Source organism: Viscerimonas tarda, from assembly GCF_054601255.1.
Genome location: NZ_BAAHWV010000014.1, coordinates 1 through 13,205 on the forward strand (window position 1 = coordinate 1; position 13,205 = coordinate 13,205).

At 38.5% G+C, this 13,205-nt stretch carries 14 protein-coding genes, 1 tRNA gene and 1 pseudogene; 15 read left to right on the forward strand and 1 reads right to left on the reverse strand.

What is annotated here, in order from left to right; genetic code table 11:
* Positions 1-318: 318 nt before the first annotated feature.
* The 14 genes and pseudogenes from ACYPWY_RS07790 (at position 319) to ACYPWY_RS07855 (ending at position 11,387) form a co-directional block, all read left to right on the forward strand.
* On the forward strand, positions 319-705 hold the full coding sequence (locus ACYPWY_RS07790; RefSeq protein ID WP_459684894.1) for a TIR domain-containing protein: 387 nt from the start codon (positions 319-321) through the stop codon (positions 703-705).
* A 71-nt stretch (positions 706-776) separates the two neighbouring features.
* A complete protein-coding gene (locus ACYPWY_RS07795; RefSeq protein ID WP_459684896.1) occupies positions 777-1,145 on the forward strand; it encodes a hypothetical protein in 369 nt (122 codons plus the stop codon).
* A 300-nt stretch (positions 1,146-1,445) separates the two neighbouring features.
* On the forward strand, positions 1,446-2,852 hold the full coding sequence (locus ACYPWY_RS07800) for a tyrosine-type recombinase/integrase (RefSeq protein WP_459684897.1): 1,407 nt from the start codon (positions 1,446-1,448) through the stop codon (positions 2,850-2,852).
* Positions 2,853-2,884: 32 nt separating this feature from the next.
* The gene (locus tag ACYPWY_RS07805; RefSeq protein WP_459684899.1) at positions 2,885-4,348 is read left to right on the forward strand and encodes an RNA-binding domain-containing protein; all 1,464 of its coding nucleotides are present in this window, start codon (positions 2,885-2,887) and stop codon (positions 4,346-4,348) included.
* A gap of 3 nt (positions 4,349-4,351) precedes the next feature.
* Positions 4,352-5,050, forward strand: coding sequence for a hypothetical protein (locus ACYPWY_RS07810; RefSeq protein WP_459684901.1), 699 nt, complete (start codon positions 4,352-4,354; stop codon positions 5,048-5,050).
* Between the two features lie 292 nt (positions 5,051-5,342).
* On the forward strand, positions 5,343-5,645 hold the full coding sequence (locus ACYPWY_RS07815; protein ID WP_459684902.1) for a helix-turn-helix domain-containing protein: 303 nt from the start codon (positions 5,343-5,345) through the stop codon (positions 5,643-5,645).
* 121 nt (positions 5,646-5,766) lie between these two features.
* On the forward strand, positions 5,767-6,171 hold the full coding sequence (locus ACYPWY_RS07820; RefSeq protein ID WP_459684903.1) for a MobC family plasmid mobilization relaxosome protein: 405 nt from the start codon (positions 5,767-5,769) through the stop codon (positions 6,169-6,171).
* A pseudogene (locus tag ACYPWY_RS07825) lies at positions 6,137-7,064 on the forward strand (relaxase/mobilization nuclease domain-containing protein). Before ACYPWY_RS07820 ends, ACYPWY_RS07825 begins: the two are co-directional and overlap by 35 nt.
* Positions 7,065-7,068: 4 nt before the next feature.
* Complete coding sequence (locus tag ACYPWY_RS07830; protein WP_459684904.1) at positions 7,069-7,587, forward strand: hypothetical protein; 519 nt, start codon at positions 7,069-7,071, stop codon at positions 7,585-7,587.
* Positions 7,588-8,233: 646 nt separating this feature from the next.
* The gene (locus tag ACYPWY_RS07835; RefSeq protein ID WP_459684906.1) at positions 8,234-8,554 is read left to right on the forward strand and encodes a DUF4395 domain-containing protein; all 321 of its coding nucleotides are present in this window, start codon (positions 8,234-8,236) and stop codon (positions 8,552-8,554) included.
* A gap of 16 nt (positions 8,555-8,570) precedes the next feature.
* Positions 8,571-8,861 carry a hypothetical protein gene (locus tag ACYPWY_RS07840; RefSeq protein ID WP_459684907.1) on the forward strand — a complete coding sequence of 97 codons (291 nt, stop codon included), beginning with the start codon at positions 8,571-8,573 and terminating at the stop codon, positions 8,859-8,861.
* A gap of 13 nt (positions 8,862-8,874) precedes the next feature.
* Entirely contained in the window at positions 8,875-9,315 is a 441-nt protein-coding gene (locus ACYPWY_RS07845; RefSeq protein ID WP_459684908.1) for a hypothetical protein, read from the forward strand.
* 18 nt (positions 9,316-9,333) lie between these two features.
* Positions 9,334-10,833 carry an MORN repeat-containing protein gene (locus ACYPWY_RS07850; RefSeq protein ID WP_459684909.1) on the forward strand — a complete coding sequence of 500 codons (1,500 nt, stop codon included), beginning with the start codon at positions 9,334-9,336 and terminating at the stop codon, positions 10,831-10,833.
* Positions 10,830-11,387, forward strand: coding sequence for a DUF4407 domain-containing protein (locus ACYPWY_RS07855; RefSeq protein WP_459685015.1), 558 nt, complete (start codon positions 10,830-10,832; stop codon positions 11,385-11,387). The genes ACYPWY_RS07850 and ACYPWY_RS07855 overlap by 4 nt, the downstream gene beginning before the upstream one ends.
* A gap of 486 nt (positions 11,388-11,873) precedes the next feature.
* Here the strand turns inward: ACYPWY_RS07855 and ACYPWY_RS07860 are convergent.
* Positions 11,874-11,957, reverse strand: a tRNA-Leu gene (locus ACYPWY_RS07860).
* Positions 11,958-12,107: 150 nt separating this feature from the next.
* On the opposite strand from ACYPWY_RS07860, the gene ACYPWY_RS07865 reads away from it, so the two are divergent.
* Positions 12,108-13,190: a mannose-1-phosphate guanylyltransferase gene (locus ACYPWY_RS07865; protein WP_459684911.1), complete on the forward strand. Its 1,083-nt coding sequence runs from the start codon at positions 12,108-12,110 to the stop codon at positions 13,188-13,190.
* The last annotated feature ends 15 nt before the right edge of the window (positions 13,191-13,205 follow it).

Here is a 13,205-nt window from a genome sequence, read left to right on the forward strand (position 1 = left end):
CATTCCGGTAAATACATAATGCAACCTATTTAGGTAGCACAAAACTACAACAAAAAAGTGGAATATCCAAATGTTTATGCCACTTTTTTGCTAAAACTACCTAAATTTTTGCGGAGTTAGGGTTTAAAAGAAGGTGCAGATGCCGCTCTACGTAAAAATTATACAAACGAGTATTTAAAATATATTGTAGAAAGGCAAATAGAGCAATTTTCCAAATTATGCAATAAATTTATTCTCAAAAAACCGTATAGAGTTGGCGTAACATTTTGTGGCAGAGACACAAGATCTTTTGTTAAAGAAACAGCTGGTATTCTCGCATTGGAATTTTCAAAAGATAAAGTATTTTTTGATGAATTTCATCAGGACAAATTAACAAAATTAAGTGCTAATGAAGTCCTTGATAAAATATACACTCAAGAATGTGAATATGTGATTTTATTTATGTCAAAGAATTATCAGCGAAATCATTGGACAGGGAAAGTGGAATGGAAAGCGATTAAAAATAAATTAATTCCAAATCGTAAAAATGCTATTATTCCTGTATTATATGACGAAGAAGCAAAAGTAGATGGTATTGATTTAAGAAAAGATATAACAATAAAGATACCTCAAACAAGCCCTAAAACACACTTGAAACCACAGGATGTTGCTGATAAAATTATAGCGATTATTAAAACAAATGATCTCCATATTTTTAATGGGTGAACATACGAAAAATTAATAACAGAATATGGCAACCTATATAACCGATACAGTTAAAGATACAATCAAAAAAAATGGAATATTATACAAGTATGAATAATCAAGACGAACAACATAGCGTTTTATCCGAAAATATTCGAGAAATAGCCAAAGAGCTTCAGACAATATACTCACAAGCGGAAATTTATTATGCTTCTGCCGTTGATGACGTTATCCGTCACCAAAGCAAAGACACAAAGGAAATCGAACATCTGTTGAATTACATGTTAGACTTTGCTGATAACGAGAAAATTTTAATGTTGTACAGGACGTTGTGTCGGTATTACTTTGACATCAATCCGCAAGCGACTGCCGAATATATCCAATCCTACAAAGAACTATACGATACAGACGAAAAATTGTTCGAGAATGGATACTTTCGAGATAATCCGATAAAATTATAGCATCGGTGGGGAAAATGTGGGGAAAATTCACCCATTTAAAAAGCCTAACTGATTGATTATCAGTTAGGCCTTTCTTCTCTCCGTACCCAGAGCCGAAATTGTACGCTGCAAAAACACGCAATTCTATAAAATTCATACAACTTTATATCATATTAATTATCAATATATTAAATTGATTTGAAAACTTTTATATTTCATCCGATTTCAACACCTTTCCAAATTTGCGGACAAAATGCGGACAAAATATTTTTGAGAAATCAATTAAAAGACATACCTTTGTAACAGTTAAATTTAAAGAGTATGTCAAAATTCAGTCACAATATCTCGTCATTGACCGACCAAAATGGAGAATCTCAAATAATGATTCGCATTTATGTGTCGCGCGAACAGCGTTTCCGCATTAAATCCGGTATCCGGATAGACAGTAAGCGGTGGGGTAAGAAAAACGAAATCAATATTCCATTAACCGATTCGCCGGAGAGGGAAGAACTCTTGGAAAAACGAGCCAAATTAAAGGCTCTGGCCGAATATCTGGAAGATGCTATTCTGAACATGACTAACCGCGAATTGATTACCAAAGAATGGGTAGAAAAACGTGTCGATTTATTCCACAAGCCTGTCCGTAAAAAGAAAGAGAAAGAAACCGCTCCGCCTGAAACATTTTTTACCCTGTTCAACGAATACTTGAATACGCATAAGCTATCGGAAGTCCGCCGAAAGAACTTCCGAGTGTTATACCGCACACTTCAACGGTATGAATTGTACAAACGGATTACAGGCAGTAGAAAATTTGAACTGACATTCGATTACCTTACGCCTGATACTCTTTCCGATATAGAGGACTTTATATCAAACGAACCTGCCATGTTCGAGAAATACCCCGAAATATATGAAACTATCCCATATGCCACACGGCAAAGCGTTAAGACGCCCAAGCGGAAGCCAAAGGCCGGAACGGAACCGGGTAAGCGGACAACAGGCGAACCGGGCGAACGCGGATTAAATACAATTTGCGATTTAATGACAAAATTCCGCACGATGGTCATTTGGGCTTTCGACAGCGGTCATGCGAAAACGAATCCGTTTAAGCGTTATTCGGTCGGCGAATGTGTTTATGGCACACCGTTTTATATTACCAACGACGAACGCAATAGGCTGTATGAGGCTGATTTATCGCACAATAAACAGTTGGAAACCCAACGCGATATTTTTGTTTTCCAGTGTTTAATCGGTTGCAGGGTCAGCGATTTGTATAAAATGACTTACCGGAGCATCATTGACGGAGCTATTGAATATATTCCGCGTAAAACGAAGGAAGACAGGGCGATAACCGTTCGCGTTCCATTGAGTAAAACGGCAAAGGAAATTATTGACCGTTATTGTGACTATGAGCGGGATGTGTTGTTTCCACTAATTGTGGAACAGAAATATAATCAGTACATTAAGCAGGCGATGAAGGAAGCCGGCATTAACCGAATGGTTACTATTATTGACCAGAAGACGCGGCTTGAGGTTCAGAAACCAATCTGGGAAGTCGCATCTTCGCACATGGCACGCCGGACATTTATCGGAAATATCTATAAAAAAGTAAAAGATCCCAATCTGGTCGGCGCATTGAGCGGACATAAGGAAGGAAGTAAAGCTTTTGCCCGATACCGGACGATTGATGACGACATGAAAAGGGAATTAATCGGTATGTTGGAATAATTGCGTACTTTTGTGCTAAATTTCAGAAAAATATGATTTCAGACGAACAGGTAAGAGAATTGCTCAATGACATCGAGAATGCTCGTGTAGAACGGACTATATCAACAGATGATACGGACAAGTTTGCAAAAGCGGTATGTGCCTTTGCAAACGATTTACCCAACACGAGAGAGCCCGGATATTTGATGATTGGGGCATTCGACGACGGAAGGCTCAACGGCTTAAAAGTTACCGACAGATTATTGCGAAATCTTGCAGGATTACGTGCCGACGGAAACATTCAACCTAAACCGGCCTTAATGGTTTGGAAAGCCTCTTTTCCCGATGGGGATATTGCTGTTGTAGAGGTACAACCAAGTAAAATCACGCCGGTTAAATACAAGGGGGTTACATACGTCCGTATTGGTGCGCGAAAAGCGGAAGCCAACGAGGAAGAAGAACGAATCCTCCGCGAGAAGAGCGAAGTAAAATCTCCGACATTTGATACAACACCCTGTTTGCACAGTACGATTGATGATTTGGACTTGGATTTGTTCAAAAAGGAATATTTGCCTAAATTTGTGAATGTTGAAGTATTAGCAGGTGAAAAACGGGATATTAAACAACAATTGGCATCATTAAAACTTTTTGATACGACACAGGATTGCCCGACTGTTGCCGGTATCTTACTGATAGGCAAAGACCCTGCTCACATTCTTTTTGGAGCATATATCCAATATGTAGAGTTTGCAGGGAAGAAAATAACATCCAAAATATTGAATGAAAGGCAGTTTTCAGGGAATCTTATCACTTTGTTGAAAGAAATAGATTATTTCATCAAATACACTATCCAGAAACAGCGTCCGGTATTCGTCACCGTTTTACGGGAAGAAATGAAAATTAATTATCCGTATGAGGCAATAAGAGAGTTGGCGATGAACCTCATCATGCACCGTAATTATCAGACGAATGCCCCTGCAAAATTCTATGAATATTCCGACCGTATTGAAATGGACAATCCGGGTGGTCTATATGGCAAAGTACAGCCTGAAAATTTTCCAAATGTAAATGATTACCGTAATCCGGTCATTGCGGAAGCAATGAAAGTATTTGGATATGTAAATCGGTTCAATCGGGGAGTAAACATGGTACAGGATATTCTTGAAGAAAACAAGAATGGTCGAGCCATCTTCGATTTTAAAGATATATCTACCTTTAAGGTTACAGTAATGAATGCGGATTTGGAAGCAGTAAAAGTAATGGAGGATGGTGCAGAAGTGGTGCAGAAAAATGGTGCAGAAGTGGTGCAGAAAAATGGTGCAGAAAAAACAATAATACAAGAGCAAAATATATTAGCTCTTATTAGAAATGAAAATACAATTTCAAGAAAGAGTATAGCTAAACAATTAGGGATAGGAACTACCACTGTTTACCGGCATATTGAATCTCTTAAAGAAAAGGGTATTCTTGAACGTATTGGCGGTGATAGAGGTGGTTACTGGAAGATAAATCAATAACTTATGGATTTCAACAAGATTTCGGAATACACTATTCTGCATATAGTTACTGCACTTGCCATACTAATTACAGCATCTGTTGTTCGCTATGCTTGTGTCAGAAGTGGAAGCGATACAGGTACAGCCAATCTTGTTTTTGCAATTGTTTTAGGCATTGAGATTGTTGTATATCTGATTCTTATGAAAGCTATTATTTATCAGGTTGAAAAATTCTCTATTTGGCGAAAAGATAAAAAGACAGAGAGCAATGAAAATACAAAAAATATTACAACACAAGAAGGAAGTGTTCACGACCGAATTGTAAGAGAACGGTTTGAAGAATCAATTACCCTATTTCAGGAATACACTCAAAAAACTTTCGGGAAGTACATTACAGCCGATGAAATAAAAAAACTGAATGACTATGTGGAACTGTTCGCCCAAGAACAGTCTTTTGAAAATATTGTTTCAGTACAAGTTCCGCCACGCCAAATAAGTAATAACGACCTGTATCATTTTGGATGGAATCTGTGGAATCATTTTAAAAATCACCTGCAAGACCAACGGCAGGAATGTCTTGTCGCATGGTTAAAAATTGTGTTCTCAAACCTTAGCGATGTCGAATTATCAATTGTCAAAGGGAAACTAACAATTTACGATACAAAAGGGAAAATTTCCATACAAAAAAGTATTCCCGACTATCTCCGGTTCTTGAAAGAGTAAGCTTATTTTTCCCTTAATATACTACCTCACTTTGGAACAAAGTGAGTTTTTTGTGTTCTTACCCTTGAATTTTGGAGATGACATAGAGATTTTGTCATTCCTACTCTATCCTGCAATTTCATACAATTATTTGAAATAAAATCAATTAACAATTCATCTTTTCAGAGATAAGAAAGAGATAACCTGCCATCTTTTGCATTTTTTCATCTCCGGCAAATCTCTTTTTTCCTTTGCCCATAATCGCACATAGAGAGTGCGGTAAAGATTTTGTCGAATTAAAATTTCAAATTTTATGAATGTAAAAGATTTTATGGTACTTGGCGGAAACCTGTCCGTTTCCATCAAACTGGACGAACTCCGGCAATGGCATGACGAACTGGTCGCATCACCCGGAGCGAAGAATCCAAACGAGAAACCTCCGGTTCAAGAGGAGTTATTGACCCGTAAAGAGGTGTTGAAAATCTTAGGGATTGACGCCTCTACATTATGGCGTTGGGCTAAATCCGGATATTTGGTTCCTTTCAATTTCGGAGGACAGAAAAGGTATAAGGCTTCCGATATTCGTAACCTTGCCGAAGGGAAGCGGAAAGTTTAACGATGAGAAATTATTATGTGGATGGGGTAAGCAATCGCTCATATATTCAGCGGAGCAAGGGTATGTTTTCGTAATACGAAAACCCTTGCTTTCACTGACGTGAAAGGGAAAATTGCTCCCGATGGTCGGCAATTTTATGGAAGAAGCAAGTAAAGATAAGCCTAAAGGCGGTCGCCCGAAAAAGGGTATTTCGCAACGGAAATCGCGAATGGTCAGTGTTCGCTTTTCCGAACCGGAATACTACGCCGTTAAGCGAAGGGCGTCCCTCGCCGGGCTGACCGTTAGCGCTTATTCACATGCCGCGATTCTGGACAGCAAAATCGTCGAACCGGTGAAAAAAGAAGAGATGGACTTACTTCGGAAGCTGTCAGGTGAGGCTAATAACCTGAATCAGTTGGCGCGTCAAGCGAATAGTTTTCAAATGCCGTATCTGGAAAATGATATTAGAAATATACTGAATTTATTCACTGAAATAATTGAAAAATTGTCGAATGATTGGAAAAATCATAAAAGGAAAAAGCCTTAAAGGCTGCATTTCATACGTGTTGAATAAAGAAAATGCAAAACTATTGGATAGCGAAGGCGTACTTTTAACGAATGCCCATTCGATTATCAACAGTTTTTATATGCAAAGTTTGATGAATCCGAATCTTGCCAAAAGTGTCGGGCATATACCGCTCGCCTATTCCAAAGATGACGCTATAAAACTGACAGATGCATTTATGCTCAAACTGGCCAAAGAGTATATGCAGGCTATGGGCATCGAGAATACGCAATATATCATTGTCCGCCATTCCGACCGCGAACACCCCCATTGCCATATCGTTTTCAACAGGGTGAATAATGAAGGTAAAACCATTTCCGACAAAAACGACCATTTTAGAAATGAAAAGGTTACAAAAACATTGAAAGAAAAATACGGTCTGACTTTCGGTGAAGGTAAAGAAAAAGTAAAAAACTCATCGACTGAGAGAACCGGATAAGAGCAAGTATGAGATTCACAAAGCCATTCAAACCGCTTTGAAATCAGCTAAAAATTGGAATCAGTTAAAGGATTTGCTGATGAAAGAGAAAATCCAAGCGAAATTCAAGTACAAAGGTCAATCGGACGAGATTCAAGGAATTTCTTTTGCCAAAGGCGAATATTCGTTCAAAGGTTCGGAGATTGACAGGCAATTCAGTTACTCGAAGATTGATTACCAATTACGGCATAACGGTCATGAACAAGGAATGGCAATCAACCAGCCTAAGCCGGATTACCCGCATAATCAATCGTCTGTTTTAGAAAATGTAGGTTCTGTTTTGGGTGGCTTGTTTGATATTCATCCGTCAGGTTCAGATTATGACCCTGACCAAGCGGAATATCTGCAACAGCAAAAATCGAAAAAGAAGAAAAAACGTAAAGGATTAAAAATGTAAAGATATGGAAAATATTCAATATGAGGGACTTTTAGGCATCATGTCCGAAGTAAATAAAAAAGTTGATGTCATTCAAGCGAACAGTAAAGCGAAAGAAAATCAGTCTGTCAGAAAATTTGTATCCAAAGAGGAGATAGAGGCTATCGCAGTGAAATACGCAAATGCAATATGTAAATACACAGATGCTAAACATAAAGAGCAAGCAGAACATCAGGAGAGATTATTATCAGCTATCCATGAGGTAGAGAGACAAATAAACGCATTGCCTACGCCGGAGAAGGTTTCGTTAGAACCTATTATAAAATTGTTTCCACAACCCAAGAAAGTTACTGTTTGTGGCTTTGAATTTTTACGAAGTTCGGTGATAATCTTTGTGTTAGCATTGGTTTGTTTCTTTTCAATGGTACTGAACATCAAACAGATGGATGATTTCCGGGGATTAAAAACACAGCTATATAAACAGACTGAGTATATTCTGCATTTGGAGAAGACAGAAAAAGAAAAAGGCAAAAAATCAAAATAGATTACTTTAAATAATATTGAAAATGTACTACCTTTGTACCCGAATTAAAACAATAAAAATGTACGGATAAAACATAACATATTGATTAAAAATATTTGAGCTTTTAGCTCTTATTCTCTCTAATACGAAATTCTACCAATAATTTCCTCGAGAATAAGGTTGCGAAGGTTCACGCTCACTGGGCGTGGACTGTTCGTGCTTATTTGAGGAAAGGGTTTTGGTAGAGCCTGTATTAGAAAATAAGCAATCAACGAACAGTTTCACGCTTTTTTTGTATGGTTGCATATTCGAGAGTAAATTTCATAAACAACTTATAATAAAATATTTATGCAACACAACAACGAAATCAAACGGTGCAATGGAGCAAAAACCATTTCAAAAAACCGCGTCAGTTCCCGAAAAACGACAGGAGTAGGGGAAATCTTTTTCAGAAAGGAGGAATTATTATGAATGCGCCAATGATTCCGGGATTTTGTCCCTATTACGTTCTGACACAGGACAGATGTTACCTGTCGGAAACCACGCCCGCGTCAGGTACAAGAGATTACAAATGCAAGTCGAGCAGCAATTTCAAAACTTGTGGAAACTTCGAGGCGAAAATGAGAGGTACAAATTATACTAACAAATAAAAGAAAGGAAAATTATTATGACAAATAAGCAATCTTGGAACGTGATATTAAATAAAATAACAGAAGATCCGGACTACATGTACGACGAGAAAATAATAGACGAAACCATTCAAAACGCTCTCTATCTGGCGAAAAATTTTGCCAAAGGTATTGGTTTGAGCTTGTTGGCTACCATTGTCTTAGGAGCTATAAACGGGTGGCTGGTTTTAATTGGCTTGGCTGCTATAGGGTTCTGCACCTATCAGGTAGTCAATAACCTTAGCAACCTTAAGCACGCTAAGACGGCACGCAAGTTGATTGACAAGAAACGACAGGGAACCAATTATACTAACAAATAAAAGAAAGGAGAAAAAAATGAACGTATTAGTAATCATTATTATCGTAGTAGTAGGAGTAGTTATCTATAAACGTAACACTCCGGAGGTAAAAAAGAAACGAGCAGCAGAAAAGGCTTATTATGGTGCAAAATCTCGCAGATGTATTCAGTTTGCGAGTTTAGATTTAGAGCGAGTTTCCGCAGGTTGTAAAATTGCTTTCAAAGAATATACAACATTTCGTCATAATGGTGAATCCGTATCAAATTACTTTGATAGAGTGAGTTTTAATTCCCTGTCTCAGGAAGTAAAGTTATGGTATTATTGGTAAAAATCAAGATATTATGTTTCAAAAAAAAATATCAGTTCTGCTTCTGAAGTATGTTTCACGGATTAAAAACAATGAAATATCTGCTCAAATAAATGAAATCGTTAGCGAGTTGTCCAAAGGTTCTGTTTCGTACGCAAAGGTTTCAACTCTTGCGGCATCGGTTCTTGATAACCCGGCCAGTGGTATCCTGCCCAATGATGTAAAAAAGATACTCAAACTGCTGACAACGTTTGCTGCGTTGCCAACAGCAGCACAACTTGCAAAATTTGCAGCAATGTTTGTCTTAAAACCCATAATTTGTGGTGTTTTAGGATTTATTGTGGGACTGATAATCGCGATTGTTTCGTATGAATCACTTGGAATTGTATCATTGTTGATACTCATTGCAATAATGTCCGCAGGAATTTACTTTGGTAGAGAATGGCGGTGGAGTATAAGTATAAATCAAAAATAAAAGAAAGGAGACAAAATTATGTCTGAAAGTAAAACAAACGGTAAACTTGTCCTGAACAACGGACATTGTGTTTACGAAGGCGAAATCCTCGATGGCAAAGCCACAGGTAAAGGATTTTTAAGATGGGACGACGGCGAAAATTGGGAAGGAACTTTCATTAACGGCGTACCTAACGGACAGTGCAAACGTTTCTGGGACGATGGGATGTATGTTGAAGGCGTATTTGAAAACGCCCAACCCGTAGGCGATGTCAAACTGTATCAACCCAATGTGGGATTATTTGAAGGACCTCTTAATGGTAGGGGCAAATGCAAAATGACATACCCCGACGGCTCATATTATATCGGGGAATGTGTTGACAAGCAGCCCGACGGATGGGGGAAAAAAGTACAGCCCGGATTGTCCGAAAGAGAGGGCGAGTGGCGAGGCGGAGAGCCGCACGGTTATTCCATTAATAAAGTGAGCGACGCATTTGCCGCTCAGGTTGGCGAACAAACCGGCTGGACAGGCGAGGGCGTTATAACCCAAGGCGTACAGCGACAATGGTGGATTAAACACACTAATGGGAAACCGGAAGTGATACGCGCCCGCGATAATTTTGATATTCCGCAGGAAGATTTGCCGTTAAGCATTAATGCGCGGCTCTTTTTGGGATTTATTGAAATGTATATAGAAAATGATGAAGGTAAACTGGGGGTGGACTTTGCCACCATATTATATCCTGAGTCAAATAAATTTGGTTATCTTCTCACGCAACCCATAGAAAAGAAAGCCGAAGCGTATTACAACTGGTTAGTTGAAAAAAGGAACGTTGCAAAATCTGAAAAAGAATATACCGCATTGGCAAAGAAATTCAGCGATATAAGCGAGTATAAAGATTCCTTCGCACTTACCAACAAATGTAAACTTGCAAGTACTTACGCACGTAACCATCAATATGCGGATAAAAGCATCATACACATTGCTCGCACCTTTCACATGGCAAGCCGTTCCGGTAAGGAGAAAATTATGTCAGACAATAAACTGATGGACAAACTCGTTGCGGGATACAATGAGAGGTGTAAAGAGATGGAATCATTAGATTCTAAAATCAAAGAATCAAAGTCCGAAATTGACGACCTTGCAAAAAAAATAAAGGACTGGCAGAATAGTTATGATAATTATCTTCGGATTTTGAAGGGTGCCCCTTATGGAAGTTTGCAATACGAAATGGCTGATATTGCAATAAAGAAGTTATTGCCTGAAATCACAAATATGCAATACCGCCATGATGACCTTGTAAAAGAACACAATAATCTTGTAAAAGAACACGATTCGTTGAAAGATAAATTTGGTAATATTTCCTCTCTATCAGTGGAAGCAAAAGGCGATACTTACTATCGTTGGTTGGTTGAAGATTTTGATGCTGCAAAATCTGAAGAAGAATATACCGCTTTGGCAAAGAAATTCAGCGACATAAGCGAGTATAAAGATTGCGCGGCGCTTGCCGACAAATGTAAACAACGTGTAATTAAATAAAAAGAAAGGAGAAAAAAATGTCAGAAAATAAACAGGCGCAAAAAGTCGCAGAGGCAAAATTGGATTCTGCGAAAGTCAAAGTGAATGAAGAAACAGCAGAGGCAGACAAAACCTCTAAACAGGCATTTACCAATAACTTTATCACGCAAATTGAAGCATTGGGCGATTTAACAGACAGCGACAGCACAATGAACATAGTCAGTTGGTTTTTAACGCTCCTGTTTTTAACAATCGAACTTGCGCCAATTCTCACAAAGTTGATAACCAAACGCGGCTCTTATGACGAAATTCTTGACAGAACGGAATATGAATTGATGGTTGAGCAAAAAGAAATTATATCCCGCAAAAACTCGGAAATTAACGCATTGTTAATTCAGGCAGAAGAAGCCGCAAAATTGAACGCAGAAGTCAGAATGAAAGCCGATAAAGATAAATTAGATGTGGAATTACAGGGCAACAAAGCAATACTTGATGATATTGCTAAAAAACAACAGGAATTGGCAAAAATGGCGATAGCTAAATGGTATGAAGAAGAAAAGATAAAATTGATATAAAATACAAAAACGAAATGAAAAATAGGAGATAAATTATCAACTACCCCAAGGGCAACTTCCCAATTTTTTCGTTTTCGTTATTTTTCAATAAATTAATCTTAGCAACCCTTTATTTATCTGAACACAAATATATATTCCAAGAATAAAATGTCAAGGCTAAAATGAATTTTACCGGACATCTTCCTTTCTCGTACCTCGAAAGAGTATCTCCGGTAAAAGCCTTGCCTAATTTATTCTTTTCATAAGAGGATGTTTATCAGGTAAAAAAGGGAAAATATACGCATGGAATCCCAAAGATTCCGCAAGGTGATTATCATTAGGCCGCTAATTTTAGCTTATTTAAAATCTGATAATTTTTTAGACAGCATAGGAATTTTTTCAACCCTTTTCAATTTTGCGGACAAAATGCGGACAAAAACGCAAAATTCTTAAAAATCAAAAACGCTTTAATTGTTTATTATCAACAAATTAAAGCGTTTTATCAGGTACCCAGAGCCGGGATCGAACCGGCATGGAAGTGAATCCACTGGTGTTTGAGACCAGCGCGTCTACCAATTCCGCCATCTGGGCATTTTTTACGACTGCAAAAGTACATATTATTTTCTTATATCAAAGGATGCTTTTAATTTTTTTGAAAAAAGACCATTATATTTTTTTTAAATGAAGAAAATATCTTACTTTGCATGGAATAGTTATACGTAAATCGCTATACTTATCTATATGGATAATAAAAACAGCTACTGTGTTATTATGGGTGGCGGTATCGGAAGCCGTTTCTGGCCTTTTAGCCGCGAAGCTAAGCCTAAACAGTTCCTCGATTTTTTCGGGACAGGGCACTCTTTGCTTCGGTTGACTTTCGACCGGTTTAAGAAAATTCTTCCGGCGGAGAATATATTTATTGTTACTAATGAGGCCTACGATGAGCTGATTAGAAAGGATTTGCCGGAGTTAGACCCCAGCCAGATTCTTTTTGAGCCGATACGCCGGAATACGGCTCCGTGCATTGCTTATGCCACATACCACATCAACGCCATAAATCCGAATGCCAATATTGTTGTGGCGCCTTCCGACCATTTGATTCTGAAGGAGGATGAGTTTGTTTCGGTGATACAGAATGCGCTCGAGTTTGTCGAACGCAATCCGATGCTTTTGACTTTGGGGATTAAACCCAGTCGCCCCGAAACCGGATATGGATACATTCAGGTGAGCGAAGAAACCGTGAATGATGTACCTAAAGTGAAGGTCTTTACCGAGAAACCGAATTTTGAGCTGGCAAAAGTTTTTTGCGAAAGCGGCGAATTTTTGTGGAATTCGGGATTGTTTATATGGAATATTAAAACCATTATGCAAGCCTTGCACGATTATCTGCCCGATATTACGAACTTGTTCGACCAGGGAAGCGAGTTGTTTAATACGCCTGCAGAAAAAGAATTTATCAACGAACGATTCCTTTCGTGCCCCAATATTTCGATTGACTACGGAGTGATGGAAAAAGCGCCCAATTCGTGCGTGATGGCTGCCGATTTTGGCTGGTCCGACCTCGGAACATGGGGCTCGCTGCACGAAGTCTCCGAAAAAGACAAGAACGCCAATGCCGGACTGATTTGCGACAGCATATTCATCGACAGTTCGGATAACATTGTGGCCGCTCCAAGTGGCAAGCTGGCCGTCATACAAGGTCTCAACGGATACATTGTGGCCGAATCGGACAACGTGCTGCTCATCTGCAAAAAAGAAGACGAACAGCGGATAAAATCTTTTGTGGCTGATGCCAAACTTAAATACGGACAGGAATATATTTGAATGCTATAAAATTAA

Excerpts from the sequence above, each read along its gene's own strand:
- ACYPWY_RS07795 (WP_459684896.1), top strand. The coding sequence starts at position 777 with ATGGAATATTATACAAGTATGAATAATCAAGACGAACAACATAGCGTT.
- ACYPWY_RS07800 (WP_459684897.1), top strand. The coding sequence starts at position 1,446 with ATGTCAAAATTCAGTCACAATATCTCGTCATTGACCGACCAAAATGGA.
- ACYPWY_RS07805 (WP_459684899.1), top strand. The coding sequence starts at position 2,885 with ATGATTTCAGACGAACAGGTAAGAGAATTGCTCAATGACATCGAGAAT.
- ACYPWY_RS07810 (WP_459684901.1), top strand. The coding sequence starts at position 4,352 with ATGGATTTCAACAAGATTTCGGAATACACTATTCTGCATATAGTTACT.
- ACYPWY_RS07815 (WP_459684902.1), top strand. The coding sequence starts at position 5,343 with ATGAATGTAAAAGATTTTATGGTACTTGGCGGAAACCTGTCCGTTTCC.
- ACYPWY_RS07820 (WP_459684903.1), top strand. The coding sequence starts at position 5,767 with ATGGTCGGCAATTTTATGGAAGAAGCAAGTAAAGATAAGCCTAAAGGC.
- ACYPWY_RS07830 (WP_459684904.1), top strand. The coding sequence starts at position 7,069 with ATGGAAAATATTCAATATGAGGGACTTTTAGGCATCATGTCCGAAGTA.
- ACYPWY_RS07835 (WP_459684906.1), top strand. The coding sequence starts at position 8,234 with ATGACAAATAAGCAATCTTGGAACGTGATATTAAATAAAATAACAGAA.
- ACYPWY_RS07840 (WP_459684907.1), top strand. The coding sequence starts at position 8,571 with ATGAACGTATTAGTAATCATTATTATCGTAGTAGTAGGAGTAGTTATC.
- ACYPWY_RS07845 (WP_459684908.1), top strand. The coding sequence starts at position 8,875 with ATGTTTCAAAAAAAAATATCAGTTCTGCTTCTGAAGTATGTTTCACGG.
- ACYPWY_RS07850 (WP_459684909.1), top strand. The coding sequence starts at position 9,334 with ATGTCTGAAAGTAAAACAAACGGTAAACTTGTCCTGAACAACGGACAT.
- ACYPWY_RS07865 (WP_459684911.1), top strand. The coding sequence starts at position 12,108 with ATGGATAATAAAAACAGCTACTGTGTTATTATGGGTGGCGGTATCGGA.